Origin of the sequence: Sphingomonas sp. LM7 (assembly GCF_002002925.1) — a bacterium.
Taxonomy (GTDB): domain Bacteria; phylum Pseudomonadota; class Alphaproteobacteria; order Sphingomonadales; family Sphingomonadaceae; genus Sphingomonas.
In genome coordinates, this window is sequence record NZ_CP019511.1 from 1360499 (window position 1) to 1378919 (window position 18421).

Genomic DNA, 18421 nt, shown 5'->3' on the forward strand with positions numbered 1-18421 from the left:
TTGTTATTCCGCCGCAAGTGCGGCTTGCGTCTCTTCCGCCAAAGCCCCTGGCGGCAGTCCGATCTGGCCGACCATTTCCACCGAAGTGGACGGCGAGAGTTCGTTGAAGGCGAGCACCGGCAGCTCGAATAGATCCGGCTCGATGAGCTTGCGCACCGAACGGCGGACCTCGAACGAAGTGACCAGCGCGTCGGCGCCGGTCTCCGCCGCGGTCCGCCCGATCGTCGCGACCAGTTCGCGCGCCACTTCGGGCTTGACCGCGAGCCGCTCGACGCCGTCGACCAGCCGGGTCGCCTCGCGCACCAAAGTCTCGAGCTCGGGCGTCACCACCAGCGCGCGGATGCCGCCGCCCTGCGATACTGCGTCGAGCAGATAGCGCTTGAGCGAGATGCGCGTGAGATCGGCGATCCGCGCAATCTCGCGCTCCTGGTTCGCCGCCTCAGTGAGACCTTCGAGCACATCGCGCATGTTGCGCAGCGGTACTTCCTCCTCCGCGAGCCGGCGCAACACATCCGCGATGCGCGCGGCAGGAACGGCGCGAACGGCTTCCTTGACCACTTCGGGATAGTCGTCGCCGACCCGGTTCAGCAGCCCGACCGCTTCCTGCACGCCGAGGAAGCGCGACAGATTGCGCCGGATCAAGCCCTCGACTGCGGCGACCACGGTCTCGGCATCGCTGCCCTCGCCCGCGCCGACCGAAAGCTCGAAGGCGAGCAGCCGCCAGGCACGCGGGCCATCGGGCGCAAGGAAATGGATCGCGAGCCGCGGTAGCGGAACGCCGCTGCGATATTGCAGCCGCTCGAGCATTGCAGTCAGGCCCTTGGACAGCTCGGCTTCGTCCTCGACGCTCGGCTGGGGGCCGGAGAGCTGGAGCAGCAGCGGCACCACGGCCTTGGGCGCCTCGGGCTCGGCCAGCAGCGTCACAGCGCGCGGTGCCTCGCGCCCGCCGCTGAGCAATTTGCGCATCGGCCCCGAGTGACGAACCATGTGCGGCTTGAGGCGCGGATGCATCGCCGCGCCGGAGAACAGCGACAGGAAGCCGAGCCCGATGAACACCGCGGCGGGGAAGCCGGGGATCAGCGCCATCAGGAAGCAGATCGCACCGACTGCGAGCAGCACGCGGGGATTGGCGACCAGTTGGCGGTGCATCGCCTGGCCGAGATTGGAATCGGTCTCCTCGTCGGTCGAGCGGGTGACCATCAGGCCCGCCGCCATCGCGCCGAGCAGCGCCGGGATCTGCGCGACCAGGCCTTCGCCGATCGTCAGGATCGAATATTTAGACGTTGCCGCGCCGATCTCCATGCCCTGCTGCATGACGCCGATCGCGAGTCCGCCGATCAGATTGACGATGACGATGACGACCGAGGCGATCGCGTCGCCCTTCACGAACTTCATCGCGCCGTCGAGGCTCCCGTGGAGCTTGCTCTCGAGCTCAAGCGTACGGCGGCGGCGACGCGCCTCGTCCTTGTCGATCAGCCCCGAACGCAGGTCGCTGTCGATCGACAGCTGCTTGCCCGGCATCGAATCGAGGCTGAACCGGGCCGCGACTTCGGCGACGCGCTCGGCGCCCTTGGCGATGACGATGAACTGGACGATCGTGATGATCAGGAACACCACCAGCCCGACGACGATGTTGCCGCCCGCAACCATCGTGCCGAAGGTGTGGATGATATCGCCGGCATGCCCCTCGACCAGGATCATGCGCGTGGTAGCGATCGACAACGCCAGCCGGAACAGCGTCGAGATCAGCAGGATCGACGGGAAGGACGAAAAGTCGAGCGGGCCCTTGATGTAGAGCGTCGTCAGCAGCAGCATCACGCCAAAGGTGATGTTCACGCCCACCAGCATGTCGATCAGCAATGTCGGCAGCGGCAGGATCATCAGCCCGACGATCGCGACGACGCCGACGATCAGGAACAGATCCGCAATGCGCGCCGAAAGCGGCAGCGGCTTGGCTGCATTGCTGCTGGCGAGATAGCGCTCGACGCTCATGACTGCCTCAGCGCGCCCTGCCGGTTTGCGCGGCCTGATAGCGGCCGACGACCTTCTTCACATAGGCTTGGGTCTCGCGATAGCGCGGCACTTTGCGCCCAGCCTTCATCACCGCGCCGGGGCCGGCATTATAGGCGGCGACGACCAGCGGCACGTTGTTGCCGAGCTGGCCCTGGAGCTGTTTGAGATATTTGGCGCCGGTGTGCATCGCGAGCACCGGATCGTCGAGCAGCGCATTCGGATCGCGCACGCCAAGCCCGCGTGCCGTCGCCGGCATCACCTGCATCAGCCCGAGCGCACCCTTGTGCGACACGGCGCGCTGGCGCCCGGCGGACTCGGCGTTGACCATCGAAGCGAGCAGATGCGGATTGATGCGATAGCGATAGGCGACCGACGCGATCAGCGCGTCGTTGCCGCCGCCACCCTTGGCACGCACGGCACGCGTCGCCTGGGCAAGCCGCTTCTGGAAGCCCGGCATGCTCACACTCACCGAATTGCGTTCCGCGAGGACGACGGGTTCGATCTGGGTTCTGACCTCGGTGTCCTGCGGTCCGCAGAGGCGCAATGCCTCAACATACCGGGTGCCGATCGCCCTGGCATTGCAATTACCCGCCTGGGCGGGGATTGCGGCAACGGCGACGCCACCGAACGCAACGAGCTTCAACGCGAAGCGAAGCGACGGGGCAGTGCTTGAAAAGCGCATACACGATCTCCCTGCAAACCCCTGGCTGGGGCGTTGCTGACGATCGTTTGGTTCGCATTGGGTCCTGCGATCCGGACTTTGATCCGGCCAGTAAAGGCTACGCCGATCGCTTCGCCTGGACACCCCCCGATTTCGTCAAGTCATCGCGGATTTTGACCGACCCATCCCGGCCAAATGGCGCTTCAACGTATCAGCAACATTCGTACCGGGTACGAAACGGTCACCGGATTGCCGTGTGATTTTAAGTGATTCGAGTCCATTTAATTACGAATTTACTTCGCTTTAGTGACAATTCTGCACATCGCCCGTGAGTTGACCTGCGCAGCCGCATCCACGAAAAGGCCCCTGTTTGGCACGCAACAGGGTCCTGCGCTCCAACCTTAGAAACCTGCTTCCCACGCCTCGATTGGCGTGGTCGGCAGGCGCATCTGGCGCTCTCCTCTCGTCCGTGGTTCGGGCGAGGCACGCGTATTGCCGGAGGTGCGTTTGGCCGAGAAGAACAACGGCGGCGACAAGACAGAGAAGCCGACACCCAAGCGGCTGCAGGATGCGCGCAAGAAGGGCGACATCGCCAAGTCGCGCGACATCACTGCCACCGCCACGCTGTTCGTCTGGCTGCTCGTGCTGCTGTTCGGCGCGGGCTATGCCGGAAACAAGATCGTCGAGCTGTTCGACGAGGGCTTCACCCTGATCGGCGGCAACGCGCCATTTCATACGGCGCTGTCGCAACTCGGCTGGAGCGCGATCTGGGCCCTGCTCGGTATCACGGCAGTCGCGCTGATTCCCGCCGCCGTCACCGGCGTGCTGAGCGAATTCCTCCAGGCCGGCGGCGTGTTCACCACCGAGAAGATGAAGCCCGCGCTCGACAAGCTCAATCCAGTCGAGGGCTTCAAGCGGATGTTCAGTATCGACAACCTCGTCGAGCTCGCCAAGACCCTGGCCAAGGCGGGGCTAATCGTGTTCGTCGTCTGGCTGGTGCTGCGCGGCTCGCTAGCCGACATCATCGAGCGCACCGGCCCGACCTTGCTGCCGGTCGCCGACACCGACGGCCGCGCCGCCGCCGCGTCGATCCTCGTCTTCACCGGCTCGCTGGTACGCACCGCGCTGCTGTGGACCTTCGGCGTCTTCCTGCTCGTCGCAGTGCTCGACATGGCCTGGCAGAAGCACAGCTACACCAAGAAGCTGCGGATGAGCATGCGCGACATCCGCGAGGAGACCAAGGAAAACGAAGGCAACCCGCTGATCAAGTCGAGCCGCCGCCAGCTCCATGAGGAATGGGCGAGCCAGAACGCGGTCGGCGCCACCCGCGACGCCAATGTGCTGGTCGTCAACCCGACTCATATCGCGATTGCGATCGCCTATGACGAAGCGAGTTGCCCGGTGCCGATGATGACCGCCAAGGGTGAAGGCCCGCTCGCCGCCGCGATGCGCGCCGCCGCCGAGGAAGCCGGCATCCCGATCATCCGCCACGTCCAGGTGGCTCGGAAACTCTACGAAGACGGCGCCCCCGACGAACTCATCCCGCGCGACATGTTCGACGCGATTGCCCAGATCATCCTGTGGGCAAAGCGCGTCCGCGACGGCCAGGCCGCCCCCGATCTCACCGAACCAGAACTGACGAGGCACCATTGATGGATTCGACGATCGGCACTGCGCTTTCCGGACTGCTGGGCACGATCATCGCGCTCGCGGTGGTGCTCGGGCTGGCCTGGGTCAGCCTGCGCGCATTGCGCAAATGGCAGGACCGCGGCCTGGGCGGACGCGACGGGGTGGCCGAACGCCAGATCCGCTTCGTCCGCGCGCTCCCGGTCGGCCAGCGCGAGCGGCTGGTGCTGATCGAGGCCGAGGGTGAGCTCATGCTGGTCGGTGTCACGCCGGGATCGATCTCCCTGCTGCGCAACTGGGGGAACGGCGCCCCTCCGGTGCCGACCGAGGATGGCGTGCCGCCCGCATCGGAGACGATCCAATGAACGCGCGCTCCGAACAGCTCCGCGCCAATCTCCGCTCGATCGACCAGCCGCGCGCGAATCTGCAGACGACGCTGATCGGCGCACTCAACCGCCGGCTGATCGACGAACTGCAGACCAGCATTCGCCTCGCCACCGAGCGTGATCGCCGCGCCGCGGTGGCGTGGATCCAGTTCCGCAGCGGCGAGCATCTGGTGCAGATCGCGCCGTTGCTGGTCGATGGAGCTCTAGCCCGCGTCTCGGGCGCGCAGGGCAGCGTCGATGCCGCCGCCGCCGCGGCCACGCTCGGCCGGATCGAGCCCTTGGTCGGCGCCCTCGAGCTGGTGCTCGGCTGCGAGCTTCAGCCCGCCGGCCTGCACAAGAGCTATACCGGCGAACCGGTGTTGCTGCGGCTCGACGCGACCACCGGCAACGGCGTGATCCAGCATCGTCTGCTGCTCGCGGTCCCGCCCGATATCGCCGTCGAGCCGCTTGCCGAGATCGAGCTTGCCTCGACGGCGATCGGCGGATTGCGGCTGCGCTGGACTGCGCGGTTCGAAGGGCCGGCGGTACGCGACGCCAGCCTGGCCGCGATCGCACCGGGGGACCTGCTGCTGCTGGGAACCGGCGTACCGGTCGCGAAGTTGTCATTGCCCGGCCGCAACGATGCGCCGCGCGCACGAATCGCGTTCAACGATGGGGTGCTCGTTTTGCAGGATGATGCCGCAATGGACGTACCGCATGAGGCACTCGCCGCCAGCTCTGCGGGCGGCGAGACCGGCTGGGCCGATGTCCGACTGCCGACCACGATCGAGATCATCGGCTCCGGGATGACCGCGGCGGAACTCGCCACGCTGGGCAAGGGCAGCGTGCTTCCCCTGCCCGTCGCCGGCGGCACCCTGCTGGTGCGCGTGATCGCCGGGGAGCAATGCGTTGCCGAGGGCGAACTCGTCGCGGTCGGCGACGGCTTCGGCGTGCTGGTCACCGGAGTTACCGCCGACGGGGACGCTTGATGGAACTCTCCAGCTTCACGCCCGGCTCGGCGCTCGTTGTCGTCGTCGCGCTGGCACTGGCGCCGTTCTTCGCGGTGATGGTCACGTCGTTCACCAAGATCGTCGTCACGCTGAGCCTGCTGCGCAATGCGCTCGGCCTCCAGCAGGTGCCGCCCAATATCGTCCTAAACGGCCTGGCGCTGATCCTGACGCTGTACGTCATGTACCCGGTCGGCCAACAGATCCAGGACCGGATCGCGGCGCAGCAGGTGGAGGGAAGCATGATGCAGTCCACTGCGTCTATCAGCACCGCGATCGATGTTGGCAAGGAGCCGCTGCGCGAGTTCCTCATCAAGCACAGCGATCCCAATGAGCGCGCCTTCTTCCTGCGCACCGCCCAGCGCGTCGGCAATCCCGAACACGCCAAGGAAATGACCGATCGCGACCTGATCATCATCATCCCCGCCTTCGTTGTGAAGGAGCTGAGTTTGGCCTTCCAGATCGGCTTCCTGATCTTCCTGCCGTTCCTCGTCATCGATCTCGTCATCTCGAACATCTTGCTCGCGATGGGGATGATGATGCTGTCCCCCACCACGATATCGCTGCCGTTCAAGCTGCTGCTGTTCGTGCTGGTCGATGGCTGGGTGAAGCTCAGCCACGGGCTGGTGCTGTCCTATGCCTGAGGAGAGAGCCCCATGAACGGCGACTTCATCGGCCTCACTAACGATGCGCTGTGGCTCGTGCTGATCCTGTCGGCGCCGCCGATCATCGTCGCGTCGGTGGCCGGGCTGCTCGTCGCGATCGTCCAGGCGGCGACGCAGATCCAGGAACAGACGCTGCAATATACCGCCAAGTTCTTCGCGATCGTGCTTACCCTGTTCGTCACCGCATCGCTGATCGGCGCATCGCTCTATCGCTACACCGACCGCATCTTCAGCGAATTCCCGGCGATGATCCGCCGGTGAGCGACTGGAGCGATCCGATGCTCCTGCTCGGCGTCGCGACTGCGCGGATCGCAGTCGCGTTCATGCTGATGCCGATCTTCTCGCCCGATCTGATCCCGGCGATGGTGCGCAATTCGATCCTCGTCTCGCTGGGCATCGTCTCGCTCACGCTCCAGCCCACGCTCGACGTATCGATGATGGGCTCGGGCCAATGGGGCGCGATGTTTGCCAAGGAAGTGTTCGTCGGGCTGGTCATCGGCTTTTTCTTCGGATCGGTGTTGTGGGCGCTCGAAGCCGCGGGGCAGATCATCGACACCAAGATCGGCGCGACGATGGCGCAGATCGTCGATCCGCTCTCGGGACACCAGACCTCGCTCAACGGCGCATTCCTCGGCCGTCTCGCCGGGATCGTCTTCATCTTCTCGGGCGGCCTGTCGCTGCTCGTCCATGTGCTGATGGAGAGCTATGCGCTGTGGCCGGTCGCCGCGCCGATGCCGACGCTCGACGCGCGCGGGCTGGCGCTGTTCGAAGCCGAATTCGGGCGGCTGATGGTGCTCGCCACGCTGTTCGCCGCGCCGGTGCTGACCGTGCTGTTCCTGATCGACGTTGGCCTGGGCCTGATCAATCGCTTCGCCCAGCAGCTCAACGTCTTCACCCTGTCGATGTCGATCAAGGCATTCGCCGCCACCGCGATCATCCTGCTGCTCGTCGGCTCGTTCGTCGAGGCGATCACCCGCGACATCCTCAGCCGGCCGGACTTGATCCTCAACATCCTGCGGGGGCTGATTCATTGACCCTCGCCGCCCCTGCCCCGCAGCCGATGGCCGAGGACGAGCGCCTCGCCGCGATCGCCGAGCTGCTGCGCAAGGCCGATGCGATGCCCGGCGCGCCCGAGCGCGTCGCGCTGGGCGAGCACATGATCGAGGCGGCGCGCGTGCCCAAGCGGCACCGCGAGGCGCTGCTGCGGCTCACGCCGACCGAGATCACCTGTATCCGCTTCCTCGGCTGGGGTCGCTCGAACGGCGACATCGCCACGCTGCTGCTGATGGCGGAGAATACCGTGCGAGTGCATTTGTCGAACGTTGCGCGCAAGCTCGAGCTCGATGGAATGCGCGAACTGGCGGCGCTGGCAGGGCTGCTTTTCTACCCCTCGGACTGAACTATAATCGGATCGACTAGCCCTTCCTAGTCGTTTCGCGGAGAGCAAGCCTCGAGGAAAAGTGCTGCAAGGTCATGGTCGATCAGGAGCATCGGCACCTGACCATCCGGCGGCAGGACCGCCTCGTGAGGAGTACGGCGATGTTTGGTGGCATTCTGAACAATGTAGTCAATCCGACCAATCTGGCGATGCTGGCGATGGGCCCGGGCGGCTGGGCCGCGCTGGCGGCGAAGACGCTGATGTCCGCGGTTGGTCAGCAGATCATCCAGCAGATCGGCGACAAGCTGGGTCTGCCGCAAGAGACGATCGATGTGGCACAGGGCGCGTTCTGCGCGTCGATAGGCGACACCCGCGGCGCAACCCAGAACCTGTCCGAAGTGATTTCCGGCATCGCCGACCGCACCGGCGCATCGCCCTTCGAGGCGGCCGAAGCCGAGCGTAACATCAACGACGAGATCGCCGACATCGCGACCCGCGCGTCGGAGAGCCAGGAAGCCAAGGACGCCAAGGCCAGCGGCGGCCGCAGCTGGCTGATGGCGATCGCCGAAGCGCTCGGCAAGACTGCCGACAAGCTCGCCAACGAGATGGACAAGATGTCACAGAATCTCGGCGAAGGCGAGAACAAGGCTTCGGAAAACCTCAAGTTCAGCGCCAAGTCGCAGGAGTTCAACCAGTTCTTCTCGGCATCGAACACGGTGCTCAAGACCCTCGGCGAGGCACTCGGACAAGGTGCCCGCAAGCAATAACCTCTCGCCTCTGGCGCAGGTGCGCCCCGGGACCATTCGGTTCCGGGGCGTCACTCGTTCTTCGCACGCGTAACTCAGGAGCCGCATATGCATCGCCCCGGTCCCCTTGCCAGCATCCTCACCATCGCATCGGCCTTCGTGCTGGCAGCGCCTGCGGCCGCGCAGGACGGCGTCGATTGGGGCGGCCTGATGTCGGGCATCGCCGAAGGCAGCGCGATGGACGAGGCGGCGCAGGGATCGGTCTCTTCCAACCGGCGCGGGAGTGCGCGCAGCACACGTGTAGCCCCTGCGCCCGCGGTGCGACTCACATACAAGCCTTCGATGGAGCGCCGACGCGCCAATTTCGCGCAATTCGTTGCCAAGACGCGCAAGAAGGATCCCGAAGGCGCTGCGCTGCTCGAGAAGGAACTCGCCTCGTCCGATGTGATCGGCAAGATGGGCCGCGCGCTCGCCGGCTATGGCATGCGCACCGATAATGTCGCCGACGCCTATGCCGCCTGGTGGCTCAATGCCTGGCTCGCCTCGCGCCAGCGGACCGACACTCCGCCCGCACGGCAGATTGCCGCAGTGCGCGCCCAGGCCGCGCGCGCAATGTCGTCCCTGCCGCAGATGGCAACGGCGAGCGACGCAGTGAAGCAGGAAATGGCCGAGGCCAATCTCGTCCAGACTGCGCTGATCGGCGCCTATCTCGAACACGCCAAGAACGATCCCGCGCTGCTGCGCCGCATCGCCGCGGCGGTTCGCCAGGGCGCGCGCGAGTCGGGCCTGAATCTAGGCGGGATGGAGCTCACCGACGACGGCTTTGTCGGCGGCGGCGTCGGCGCGGTCGACAATGAGTCGGTGGAGCAACCGGCGGTCGCGCCGGACAAGGAGCAAGTAGCAGCAGCGCGCGAGGAGAGCGGCGACGATACGATCGTCTACGCCGTCGGTGCGGCCGCGGCTGCGGGGTTGATCGGCGGGATCTGGCTAGCCCGAGGCCGCAAGCCGGGCATCGACCGCCAGGGCTAATCGTTGCGATTATGGCGCGCGCGCGCCGGTATCGCCACATAGGCGTGGAATGGAGATAGCCATGTCGATCGAGATTGGCGCGAAAGTCGGTAACTTGAGCCTGGGTGCGACGCTGGTCTCGCCGCGGCAGCAGAAGAACGATGCCGCGACGGCGACGCAGGAGCTGACAGGCGACGTCATCCGCGATGCGGCGAAACCCTCGCAGCTGCTGCAGGTCGGGCCATTGGAGCAATTGCTCAATACGCCTTCGCCGCTCGACCGGCTTTCGGAGACCAGGAAGTGATATGCCGCCGGCCCCGCCGGACGCAGCTCATGGAAACAGGATCATGACCAGTATCGACCGCCTTTCGGGCCTCTCGCCCCTTTCCCCCACCGGCCTTGCCGGATCAAACGACGCGCGCGGCGCGGCGATCGAGACGTTGGGCGAAATCGGCCACCGCGTGCTCGCCTGGGTCGATGCCGCGAGCCGGGGCAACGGCAGTGGCGCGCAGGCATGGAGCCAGACTGCCGGCAATGGCAGCGGCTTCGCGCCGGACATGGGCGAACTCGCGCGGCGCGGCGACGTCTATGGCCTGGGCGATATCACCCGCGACCTCTCGGCGCGCTTCGGCGCCAGCCCCGCGCAGGAAGGCGAATTGCGCCGCGCGCTCGATGATTTCACCCGCCAGGCGGTGGTCCAGATCGCCGGCCTTTCGGGCGCGAGCGGCGACCAGCAGATCGGCGGCGTTCGCGCTGCCCTCGACAGCGCTGCAGGGGCGGATGCGCCTGCCGGACTCGACGGCGTCATCGCGCGCTTCGAAACCGCCACCGCCGATCTTTCCGCACAAAATCGCGCCTGACGCGGAACCCGCGCCCACTTTCGCGCGTGCTACCCGCGTAATTCCCAATCCTGAGAGGTACTCGATGCCAAGGCCGTTGATGCTGCTCGCCGCTCCCCTGCTGCTGTCGGCGGGCGGGACGGCGCTGGCTGCCGACCAGAAGGCGACCGTCGTCTCGGCCGGGAGCGAGCAGGCAATCAAGCTTGGCAGCACCGTGATCTCACGCCCGTTCGGCGTCGAACTGGTCGATCACCTCGCGGTGGTCGGCAGCTATACTGTACAAGGCGCACGGCTGCACCTGATCCGCGGCAAGAGTGGGTCGGACTGCCCCGCACGCTATGCCGTGATCGTCACACAGGCAGGCCAGGCGCCGCGCGTCACCGATGCGTTCGGAACCTGCAGCGCCGCGGCCAAGCCGCAGCTGCGCCGTGGCGTGTTCAGTGTGGCGATGCCGGCGACGACGGCCGGTGGCCCGCTGGTCCAATATCACTATGCCAATGGCCGGATGCACGCGCGCCAGGCCGCGCTCACCCAGGGCGCGGGCATCGTCGGCCCGGCGGCAACAGCCTCGGTCTGCCGGCCCGCACATTCGCTCGACGCCGCGGCACAGGCTGCCGCAATCGATTCGTTCGAGCGCGACTTTCCCAGGGCCTATCGCCGCACGGGTACGCTCAAGAAGGTCACATTCGGACAGGGCGAGTTGCGCCGCCTGACCACCGATCTCGCCTGCATGGCGAGCTGGCCCGCCGGCGAGCGCCGCGTGCCCGAGCTGGCAACGCCGCTGTTCCGCAGCAAGCAACATCGCGAAGCCGCCTTCGCCGCGCTCGAATCGGTCCAGCGCGATCCCGAAGCCGATGCCAATCTCAAAGCCGTGACGCGCAGTTTCTCCGCAGAGATGCGCTACCGTGCCGCGCTCGACCCGGTGATTTGAGCGACTGGCGTTCCCCGGCGAAGGCCGGGGCCAGTTTCGACCAACCCCGCGAGCTGATACCCGCCTCTCTAACCTGACAGCAACTGGACCCCCGGCCTTCGCCGGGGATCAGGTATCGAGCGCATCGCAAATCACGAGCAACAGCCTAAGCGTTCCGATTAGCGACCCGCCCGTTCGCCTCCGCTACCACGCTGCAACACCATCGTTTCTGGCGGAGTAAGGGCCATGACGGGCGTCTCTTCGGTTCAACAGACCCAAAGCAATTCGAGCAGCGGCAGCGGCGACAGCGGCTATGTCGTCAAGTCGGGCGACACCGTGAGCGCGATCGCGCGCGACAAGGGCGTTTCGCTCTCGGCGCTGGTCAAGGCCAACCCGCAGATCCTCCATCCCGATCTGATCCGCCCGGGCCAGCATCTCAACGTTCCGTCGGGTTCGGGCGCTGGCGAGGCGCCGCGCGAATATACGATCAAGTCCGGCGACACGCTCTCTTCCATTGCCGGGCGCTTCGGCACGAGCTGGCAGGCGCTGGCGCAAGCCAACAACCTCTCCAACCCCAATCTGATCTTCCCCAACCAGACGCTGACCATTCCCAATGGAACCGGCGCTACCGGGGGAAGCGGCGCCGTCGAGGGCGGATCGCCGGTCGGAGGCACCGGCAGCGGATCGGGCGACGTCGCGGCGATCGCCGAGAAATATCTCGGCCAGAACGCCTCGTCGCTCAAGGTCAACAGGAACGACAATCTGCCGATGAACGCCGGCGTTCCGTCGAACGTGTGCTGCGCGAACTTCGTCTCGGCGGTGCTGACCGAGGCGGGCCGGCTCCCGGCCGGGCTCCACACCGATTCGGTAGCCCAGCTCAAGACCAATCTACTCGCACAGGGCTGGACCGCGGTTCCCGCCTCCGAGGCCAAGCGCGGCGACGTCGTCATCATTCAGGGCGGCGGCGTCTCGCATACCGAGATCGTCTCGGGACCTGGCAAGATGATCGGATCGAACAACGTCAATGCAGACGGCACCCAGCGCATCTCGACCAACAACCTCAGCTGGGCGGTGGCCAAGGGCGCGGTGATCCTGCGCGCGCCGGGCGGCACCGGCGGCGGCGAGACCCAGGGCACCCAGGCGACCGGCGGAGTGGTCCCTACCGGCCAGGGCAGCCGCCAGGATCGCATCGACCAGGCGATCAGCTACTTCGAGGGCCAGGGCTGGACCCGCGCCCAGGCGATCGGTCTGGTCGCCAACCTCGATGCCGAGAGCAAGATGGATCCGGGCATCCGCCAGATCGGCGGCGGTCCCGGCTATGGACTCGCGCAATGGGAGGGTCCGCGCCAGCGCGACTTCGCTGCCTGGGCCGGCCACGACATCCGCGGCTCCTCGTTCGCCGAGCAGCTTCGCTTCATCCAGCACGAGCTGACGCACAGCGAGTCGGGCGCGGGCCGGGCGCTCCGCGGCGCGACCGATGCGCGGTCGGCCGCGGAGATCGTCACGCGGCTCTACGAACGGCCCGCCGACACTGCCGGCGAAGCCTCTCGCCGCGGCGATCTCGCGGCGCAGATGGCACGCTGATCGCGGAACGGCCAGCGGCGCGCGGCGTTCGACCAGGCATGCGGATTTCCATCCTGATCGCGCTCGGCGCGGCGACGCTGCTCCCCGGCTCGGTGGGCGCGCAAGGTGCAGCATCGCGCGAAACGGTGCGCTGCTCGATCAACGACGGGCCCGAGCGCGCCTGCAGCTTCACCGATCAGGCCGGGCGCAACGGCACGCACCGGATGACCTTCACAGGCCCCGGCGTGCGCGTGACCTTTGTCGGCCGCTCGAATAGCGGCTGGTGGTCCGGTCAGCTCAACGGCAAGCCGGCAATGGGATTCGAGCGCAACCGCGGCAACATCGTGTTCAGTACGAACGATCTCGGCACGCGCTTCGCCTGGTGGTATCCGCGCGACGCGCACGGAAGCTATTGAAGTCAGCGCGCAGTGAACAGCTGCGCAGGCGCGCCGTAACGCTTCGGCCAGTCTTCCCAGGCGACATCGCCCGGCCCGATCGCCTTGGCCACCACTTCCCATCCGCCCGCCTTGTGGCGCAGCAACGCGGCATAGGTCCGCGACACGAAGCCCTGCTTCGCAGCATCGCCAAGCGGCGTGCCGGAATAGTCGAACGGCGAGCCGTCCGCCTCCTGCATCGTCGCGAGCAGGAACGCCCAGTCGCCCTCGCGATGGAGCTGATCCACCCGGAATTTCGGCGCCTTGCCGAGTTCCGCCCGCACCGGCGCGCGCGCTGCTTCGAGCAACGCCGCGCGTGCGTCCTGATCGATGGTCATAAGCGGGCTCGCAACTCCAATCGCCGTCACGATGAGGATCGAATGCAACATGTCGGTACTCGCGTTACCCGGCCACTCGTCGTCCTCTCAAAACGGCAACGGAACATTGTGGTTCCGGCCCGGGCTAATCGCTTCGAGTATGGCGCAAAGTGACCTGCGACCTATCCTCGAACTGAGGTCCGAGGAGTATTGGCCATGTATGTTTCAGACGCGGGCGGCGGCGGTTCGGTCACCAACACAGCGCCTCCGGCGTGCGTGGCGGGCGACACACAGGTCAAGTCGGCCGTCGAGCAGACCGTCGCGGCGACTGAATTCGGCCAGCCTACCGATGGCGCGCAGGCATCGTATCAAATCCAGCAGACACTGGCGCGCGACGACCTGACACAGGATCAGAAGGACGAATATCTCGCCGCAGTCGTGCAGATGGCGGGCGGGCAATCGACCTTCTGCGGTTCGGTCGACGATCGCACGGCCGACAAGCTGCTGCGCGGTCTCAACGACATCGGCACCGCCTGGACCGATCCCGCCACCCCCGCGCTTCGCGACGAAGTGACTGCGGGCATCGCGCGCGGCGTCGCCGATGGTCGGCTCGACGCCGACGATCTCCACGGCCTCGTCTCGGAACCCGGCACGCATGGCGCCCGCCAGTTGCTGACCGGCGTGCGGGACGGCACCGCGCTGGCGTCGGTCGCGAACCGCCTGGTCGATGATGCGCGCGCGCAAGGCTACGACATCAACAAATACCAGACCGGTCCGGAAACGCTCACGGCCGCCGCCGACATCGCCAACATGGCGGCGGCCGGCGGCAATCGCTCGGCAGCCAACGCCGTCCTCGCCGAGGTGACGCGTGTCGAGACAAGCGGCCCGGTCGTCGGCGACATGACGCTGACCCAGGCGATGATGGCGACCACGGTGGGCGGCGGCCAGTGGAACAATCTCTATGCGCGAGACGGTTTCCACGCGCTTTCGGGACTGCTCACCTCTGCCACGCAGAATGCCGCCAACCAGCCCGGGCAGGACAAGCTGTTCGCCGGTCTCGTCCGATCCGGCGGCGAGGGCTATGTCGGCGGCCTGGAGGAAGGCGGGGATCGCGGCCCCGCGCTCGACCATCTCGGCAGCTATTTCGACCGCAATGTCGCCCGCCTCGCCGAGACGGACTGGCGGATGGACAATACCGGCGACTTCCACAACGGCCTCACCCGGGATTTCACCCGGAACGTCCTGCTCGACTCGGACTATGGCCGCAGCACGCAGTCTCAGGACGCATTGACCGGCGAGATGACGCGGCTCGCGCTGCAGATCGGGGACAAGAGCCTGTCGCCGGACCAGCGCGAAAGCGCCGCCAGCACACTTGGCGCAGTGATGGGCTCGCTCGAGCAAGCCGGCGCCGACTATATCGCCAATGCCGAGGGCAAGGCCGAGGCCAAGGTCGCCTTTGTCCGCCAGTTCACCGATATCGTCACCGACAAGCTGATCGGCAAACTTGCCGACAAGATTCCCGAGGGCGAAGTTCGCGGCGGCGCGACGAAAGCAGGCGGAAGCTTCGTCGATGCGCTGTGGCAGAAGCTCGTCGATCACGAGCGCCAGGCCGCGCAGGGCCAGGTCGACAAATCGACCGGCGGCATCCTCGATCTCGCGCAGGCGATCCGCACCACGATGGCAACCGGCGAGGCGAACCTGCTCAACGCCTTCGACCTCCGCGTCGAGCTATATTACGACAAGTGACCGCCTGGCGCCGAAGCCCCGGCGTTCGTCCGCCGCGGCTCCGGCGGGTGGTCAGCCTCTGATAAAGGCCAGGATGTCGCGGTTCACCACGTCTGCATGCGTGGTGATCATCCCGTGCGGGAAGCCGTCATAGACCTTGAGCGTGCCGTTCCTGAGCAGCTTGACCGACAGGCGCGCGCTATCGTCCACCGGCACCACCTGATCGTCGCTGCCGTGCATCACGAAGGTCGGCACGTCGATGCTCTTGAGGTCCTCGGTGAAGTCGGTCTCGGAGAACGCCTTCACGCCGTCATGATGCGCCTTGATGCCGCCCATCATGCCCTGGCGCCACCAATTCTGGACGAGGCCCGGAATAGTCTTCACGCCCGGCCGGTTGAAGCCGTAGAACGGCCCGCTCGGAATATCGAGATAGTTCTGCGCGCGATTGTCGGCTAGGCCTTTGCGGAAGCCGTCGAACACCTCGCGCGGCAGGCCGCCGGGATTGGCCGCGGTCTTGAGCATCAGCGGCGGAACCGCGGCGATAAGCACCAGCCTGGCGACGCGGCCCTCGCCGTGCCGGGCGACGTAGCGCGTGGCTTCGCCGCCCCCGGTCGAATGGCCGATATGCACTGCGCCGCGCAGATCGAGATGCTCGGTCACCGCCGCGGCATCGGCGGCATAATGATCCATGTCGTGCCCGCCATCGACCTGGCTCGACCGCCCGTGCCCCCGCCGGTCATGCGCGACGACGCGGAAGCCCTTTTCCAGGAAGAACATCATCTGCACGTCCCAGTCGTCCGCGCTCAGCGGCCAGCCATGGTGGAACACGACCGGCTGTGCAGTCCTGGGCCCCCAGTCCTTGTAGAAGATCTCGACGCCGTCCTTGGTGGTGACATAGTTCATCGCTTGGGTCCTTCTGGTGGGAGAGACGGAATGCCCGGCGGAACTGCGGGCGAGCGCTTCGAAGGGCAGCGCCGCAGCGGCGACCGTGCCGAGCCCGGCCGCGAGGAAATCGCGACGGAGCAGCTGTGTCGATTGGGGTTGGTCCTGGTTCGGCATGCGATGCTCCTCGGCGCTGGATCGATTCGACAATGCCGGTGAGACGCAGCTCCGCTCAATCAGACGAGGTATGTGCGCGGGCGGGCCAATGGGATCACGCAGCCTGTACCAAGGTCGAGGTCGCCCCCGCCAGGTCAGCGTGACGTCGAGCAAGTCCCAAGGCGCCGCGGCGGCATCGTCGCAATGGTCGCCCCTGTGGCGCGAAGGCGTGGCTGCAGCTCGGATAGGAATAGACCGTCACGCTGGAGTTGGCGGCAAATGCCTCGCGGATCGCACTTTGCGCGCCGTGCGAGATATATTCGTCTACCTCGCGGAGATCGACGAGCATCGACCAGCCGCACCTCGACCAAGGCATAGACCAAGCGCTCTGGCGCGTCGTCCAGCAACCTGAATCCATCCACGATAGCATAGGTGGTTGCAGCAGCGCCTCCCCCGGCCGGGGGATCATGCACTCGCGGAGTCCGGGCTTTCGGCCACAATCCCGTCTGCGATGATGCTCGGGCCAATGTTTCCATCCTGGAACCGACTGTGACCCTGATACCCAAGCCCCCCTTCCCGCCTGACGACGCACCAGCGGACAGCCGCTGACCATGCATGGCGGCGGACAGCGCGCGCAGGCGTTCACCGAGCCCTTGCCGGCCTTTGCCTGGCGTACCGACGCCGTTGGCAATTTCCTTCATCTCGATCCGCGCTTCCTCGAATGGCAAGGCGCCCGGATCGAAGACCACAAGGTCAACGCCGACGGCAGCTTCGCCTATGTCGATGCCGTCCACCCGGAAGACGCTGCGCGGGCCCTGGGCGCCTGGGCGGAAAGCTTGCGTACCGGCGTCCCCTATTTCTCGCAGCACCGGATGCGCGGTGCCGACGGCTCGTATCGCTGGTGCCAGTGCGACGGCGTGCCCGTCCGCGATGCCGCCGGCAGGATCGCCGACTGGTACGGCACGATCATCGACATCGACGAGTTCAAGCAGACCGAAACGCGCCTGCGCGACCGCGAGCATGAGCTGGTCCGGCTGGCGGACACCGTGCCGGTGCTGATCTGGATCACCACAGCCAGCGGCGAGCCGATCTTCATCAATCGCCGCCTGTGCGAATGGGCCGGGATCGAGCTGGCGGATCTCGACGATCCCGATCGCTCGCGGCTTGCGGCGGCGGTCGCACAAGCGGTTCATCCCGAGGATGCCTCCATCGTCGGCGCGGCGTTGCAGCACTCGTTCGAAACCGGCGCGCCGTTCGCGATGCGCTATCGCCATCGCTACGCCGACGGCGGCTATCGATGGGTGGAAGGCAAGGCCGAACCGCTTCGCGACGATGCCGGCCGGATCGTCCGCTGGTACGGCGTATCGCACGACATCGAGGACGAGATCGGCGATCGCGAGGCACTGCGCAAGGCGCGCGAGCGGCTGGCACGCGCGACGCAGGCAGCGAGCCTGTCGGCACTGTCGGCCTCGATCGCGCACGAAGTGAACCAGCCGCTCGCCGCGGTCGTCACCAATGCCCAGGCGTGCCAGCGCTGGCTGGCGGTGGAGCCCCCCAACCTCGATCGCGCACGCCTGACCGTCACCCGGATCGTCCGCGACGCCTATGCCGGCGCGCAGGTGCTCGACCGGATCCGCGCGCTGTTCGGCGAGACCGACCAGCAGCATGTGCCCACGCAGCTCAACCATGTTGTCGAGGAAGCATGCTCCCTCCTGGACGAGGAGATGCGTGCGCAGGGCGTCGAGGTCGTGCGCTCGCTGAATTTCGACCTGCCCCCGCTCCTGCTGGACCGCGTCCAGATCCAGCAATTGCTGGTGAACCTGATGCGCAACGGTGCCGAGGCGATGGAGACGATGGCGGCGCAGGGAGCCCGGCGGCTCGATCTGTACACACGGCGCGATGCCGATTGGGTCACGCTGGAAGTCCGCGACTTCGGGATCGGCATCGACGATCCGGACTCTGCATTCGAACCCTTTGTGACGAGCAAGCCGCGAGGGCTGGGAATGGGTCTGGCGATATGCCGCTCGATCGCCCGGGCGCATGGCGGCAACCTTCATGCCGAAGCTGCCGAACCCCTCGGCACCCGCATGATTCTTTCGCTTCCAACTCCCCCGCGCTGAAGGAAA

General features: G+C 66.5%; 20 protein-coding genes. 16 read left to right on the plus strand and 4 right to left on the minus strand.

Annotated elements, in window-relative coordinates:
- Positions 1–3: 3 nt before the first annotated feature.
- Positions 4–1992 (minus strand): flagellar biosynthesis protein FlhA, encoded by a 1989-nt coding sequence (locus tag BXU08_RS06295; RefSeq protein WP_077509282.1) that lies wholly within the window; start codon positions 1990–1992, stop codon positions 4–6.
- 7 nt (positions 1993–1999) lie between these two features.
- Positions 2000–2695 (minus strand): lytic transglycosylase domain-containing protein, encoded by a 696-nt coding sequence (locus tag BXU08_RS06300; RefSeq protein ID WP_077509283.1) that lies wholly within the window; start codon positions 2693–2695, stop codon positions 2000–2002.
- 486 nt (positions 2696–3181) lie between these two features.
- On the opposite strand from BXU08_RS06300, the gene BXU08_RS06305 reads away from it, so the two are divergent.
- From BXU08_RS06305 to BXU08_RS06370, 14 genes are all read left to right on the plus strand, one after another.
- On the plus strand, positions 3182–4327 hold the full coding sequence (locus tag BXU08_RS06305; protein ID WP_077509284.1) for a flagellar biosynthesis protein FlhB: 1146 nt from the start codon (positions 3182–3184) through the stop codon (positions 4325–4327).
- Entirely contained in the window at positions 4327–4665 is a 339-nt protein-coding gene (locus tag BXU08_RS06310; protein ID WP_077509285.1) for a flagellar biosynthetic protein FliO, read from the plus strand. The genes BXU08_RS06305 and BXU08_RS06310 overlap by 1 nt, the downstream gene beginning before the upstream one ends.
- Positions 4662–5654 (plus strand): FliM/FliN family flagellar motor switch protein, encoded by a 993-nt coding sequence (locus BXU08_RS06315; protein ID WP_077509286.1) that lies wholly within the window; start codon positions 4662–4664, stop codon positions 5652–5654. Before BXU08_RS06310 ends, BXU08_RS06315 begins: the two co-directional genes overlap by 4 nt.
- Positions 5654–6316, plus strand: coding sequence for a type III secretion system export apparatus subunit SctR (gene sctR, locus BXU08_RS06320; protein WP_077509287.1), 663 nt, complete (start codon positions 5654–5656; stop codon positions 6314–6316). Before BXU08_RS06315 ends, sctR begins: the two co-directional genes overlap by 1 nt.
- A 12-nt stretch (positions 6317–6328) precedes the next feature.
- Entirely contained in the window at positions 6329–6598 is a 270-nt protein-coding gene (gene sctS / locus BXU08_RS06325) for a type III secretion system export apparatus subunit SctS (protein WP_077509288.1), read from the plus strand.
- Positions 6595–7371, plus strand: a complete 777-nt coding sequence (gene sctT, locus BXU08_RS06330) for a type III secretion system export apparatus subunit SctT (RefSeq protein WP_253190524.1) — start codon at positions 6595–6597, stop codon at positions 7369–7371. Before sctS ends, sctT begins: the two co-directional genes overlap by 4 nt.
- Positions 7368–7736 (plus strand): helix-turn-helix transcriptional regulator, encoded by a 369-nt coding sequence (locus tag BXU08_RS06335; protein WP_253190525.1) that lies wholly within the window; start codon positions 7368–7370, stop codon positions 7734–7736. The genes sctT and BXU08_RS06335 overlap by 4 nt, the downstream gene beginning before the upstream one ends.
- A gap of 140 nt (positions 7737–7876) precedes the next feature.
- The gene (locus BXU08_RS06340; protein ID WP_150125441.1) at positions 7877–8482 is read left to right on the plus strand and encodes a hypothetical protein; all 606 of its coding nucleotides are present in this window, start codon (positions 7877–7879) and stop codon (positions 8480–8482) included.
- 87 nt (positions 8483–8569) lie between these two features.
- The gene (locus BXU08_RS20180) at positions 8570–9490 is read left to right on the plus strand and encodes a DUF6683 family protein (protein ID WP_077509291.1); all 921 of its coding nucleotides are present in this window, start codon (positions 8570–8572) and stop codon (positions 9488–9490) included.
- A gap of 61 nt (positions 9491–9551) precedes the next feature.
- Positions 9552–9773 carry a hypothetical protein gene (locus BXU08_RS06350; RefSeq protein WP_077509292.1) on the plus strand — a complete coding sequence of 74 codons (222 nt, stop codon included), beginning with the start codon at positions 9552–9554 and terminating at the stop codon, positions 9771–9773.
- A gap of 43 nt (positions 9774–9816) precedes the next feature.
- Complete coding sequence (locus tag BXU08_RS06355; RefSeq protein ID WP_150125443.1) at positions 9817–10329, plus strand: hypothetical protein; 513 nt, start codon at positions 9817–9819, stop codon at positions 10327–10329.
- A 64-nt stretch (positions 10330–10393) separates the two neighbouring features.
- Positions 10394–11239 carry a hypothetical protein gene (locus tag BXU08_RS06360; protein ID WP_171982439.1) on the plus strand — a complete coding sequence of 282 codons (846 nt, stop codon included), beginning with the start codon at positions 10394–10396 and terminating at the stop codon, positions 11237–11239.
- Positions 11240–11464: 225 nt separating this feature from the next.
- Positions 11465–12802 carry a phage tail tip lysozyme gene (locus BXU08_RS06365; protein WP_077509295.1) on the plus strand — a complete coding sequence of 446 codons (1338 nt, stop codon included), beginning with the start codon at positions 11465–11467 and terminating at the stop codon, positions 12800–12802.
- 38 nt (positions 12803–12840) lie between these two features.
- A complete protein-coding gene (locus BXU08_RS06370) occupies positions 12841–13197 on the plus strand; it encodes a hypothetical protein (protein ID WP_077509296.1) in 357 nt (118 codons plus the stop codon).
- A gap of 2 nt (positions 13198–13199) precedes the next feature.
- Here BXU08_RS06370 and BXU08_RS06375 read toward each other — a convergent pair whose 3' ends face one another.
- On the minus strand, positions 13200–13553 hold the full coding sequence (locus BXU08_RS06375) for a hypothetical protein (RefSeq protein ID WP_150125444.1): 354 nt from the start codon (positions 13551–13553) through the stop codon (positions 13200–13202).
- Between the two features lie 195 nt (positions 13554–13748).
- Here BXU08_RS06375 and BXU08_RS06380 point away from each other — a divergent pair, with 195 nt between their 5' ends.
- The gene (locus BXU08_RS06380; protein WP_077509298.1) at positions 13749–15278 is read left to right on the plus strand and encodes a hypothetical protein; all 1530 of its coding nucleotides are present in this window, start codon (positions 13749–13751) and stop codon (positions 15276–15278) included.
- A 51-nt stretch (positions 15279–15329) separates the two neighbouring features.
- Here the strand turns inward: BXU08_RS06380 and BXU08_RS06385 are convergent, their stop codons facing one another.
- Complete coding sequence (locus tag BXU08_RS06385; protein WP_216352925.1) at positions 15330–16160, minus strand: alpha/beta fold hydrolase; 831 nt, start codon at positions 16158–16160, stop codon at positions 15330–15332.
- 746 nt (positions 16161–16906) lie between these two features.
- On the opposite strand from BXU08_RS06385, the gene BXU08_RS06390 reads away from it, so the two are divergent.
- Entirely contained in the window at positions 16907–18415 is a 1509-nt protein-coding gene (locus tag BXU08_RS06390; RefSeq protein ID WP_077509300.1) for a PAS domain-containing protein, read from the plus strand.
- Positions 18416–18421 lie beyond the last annotated feature (6 nt).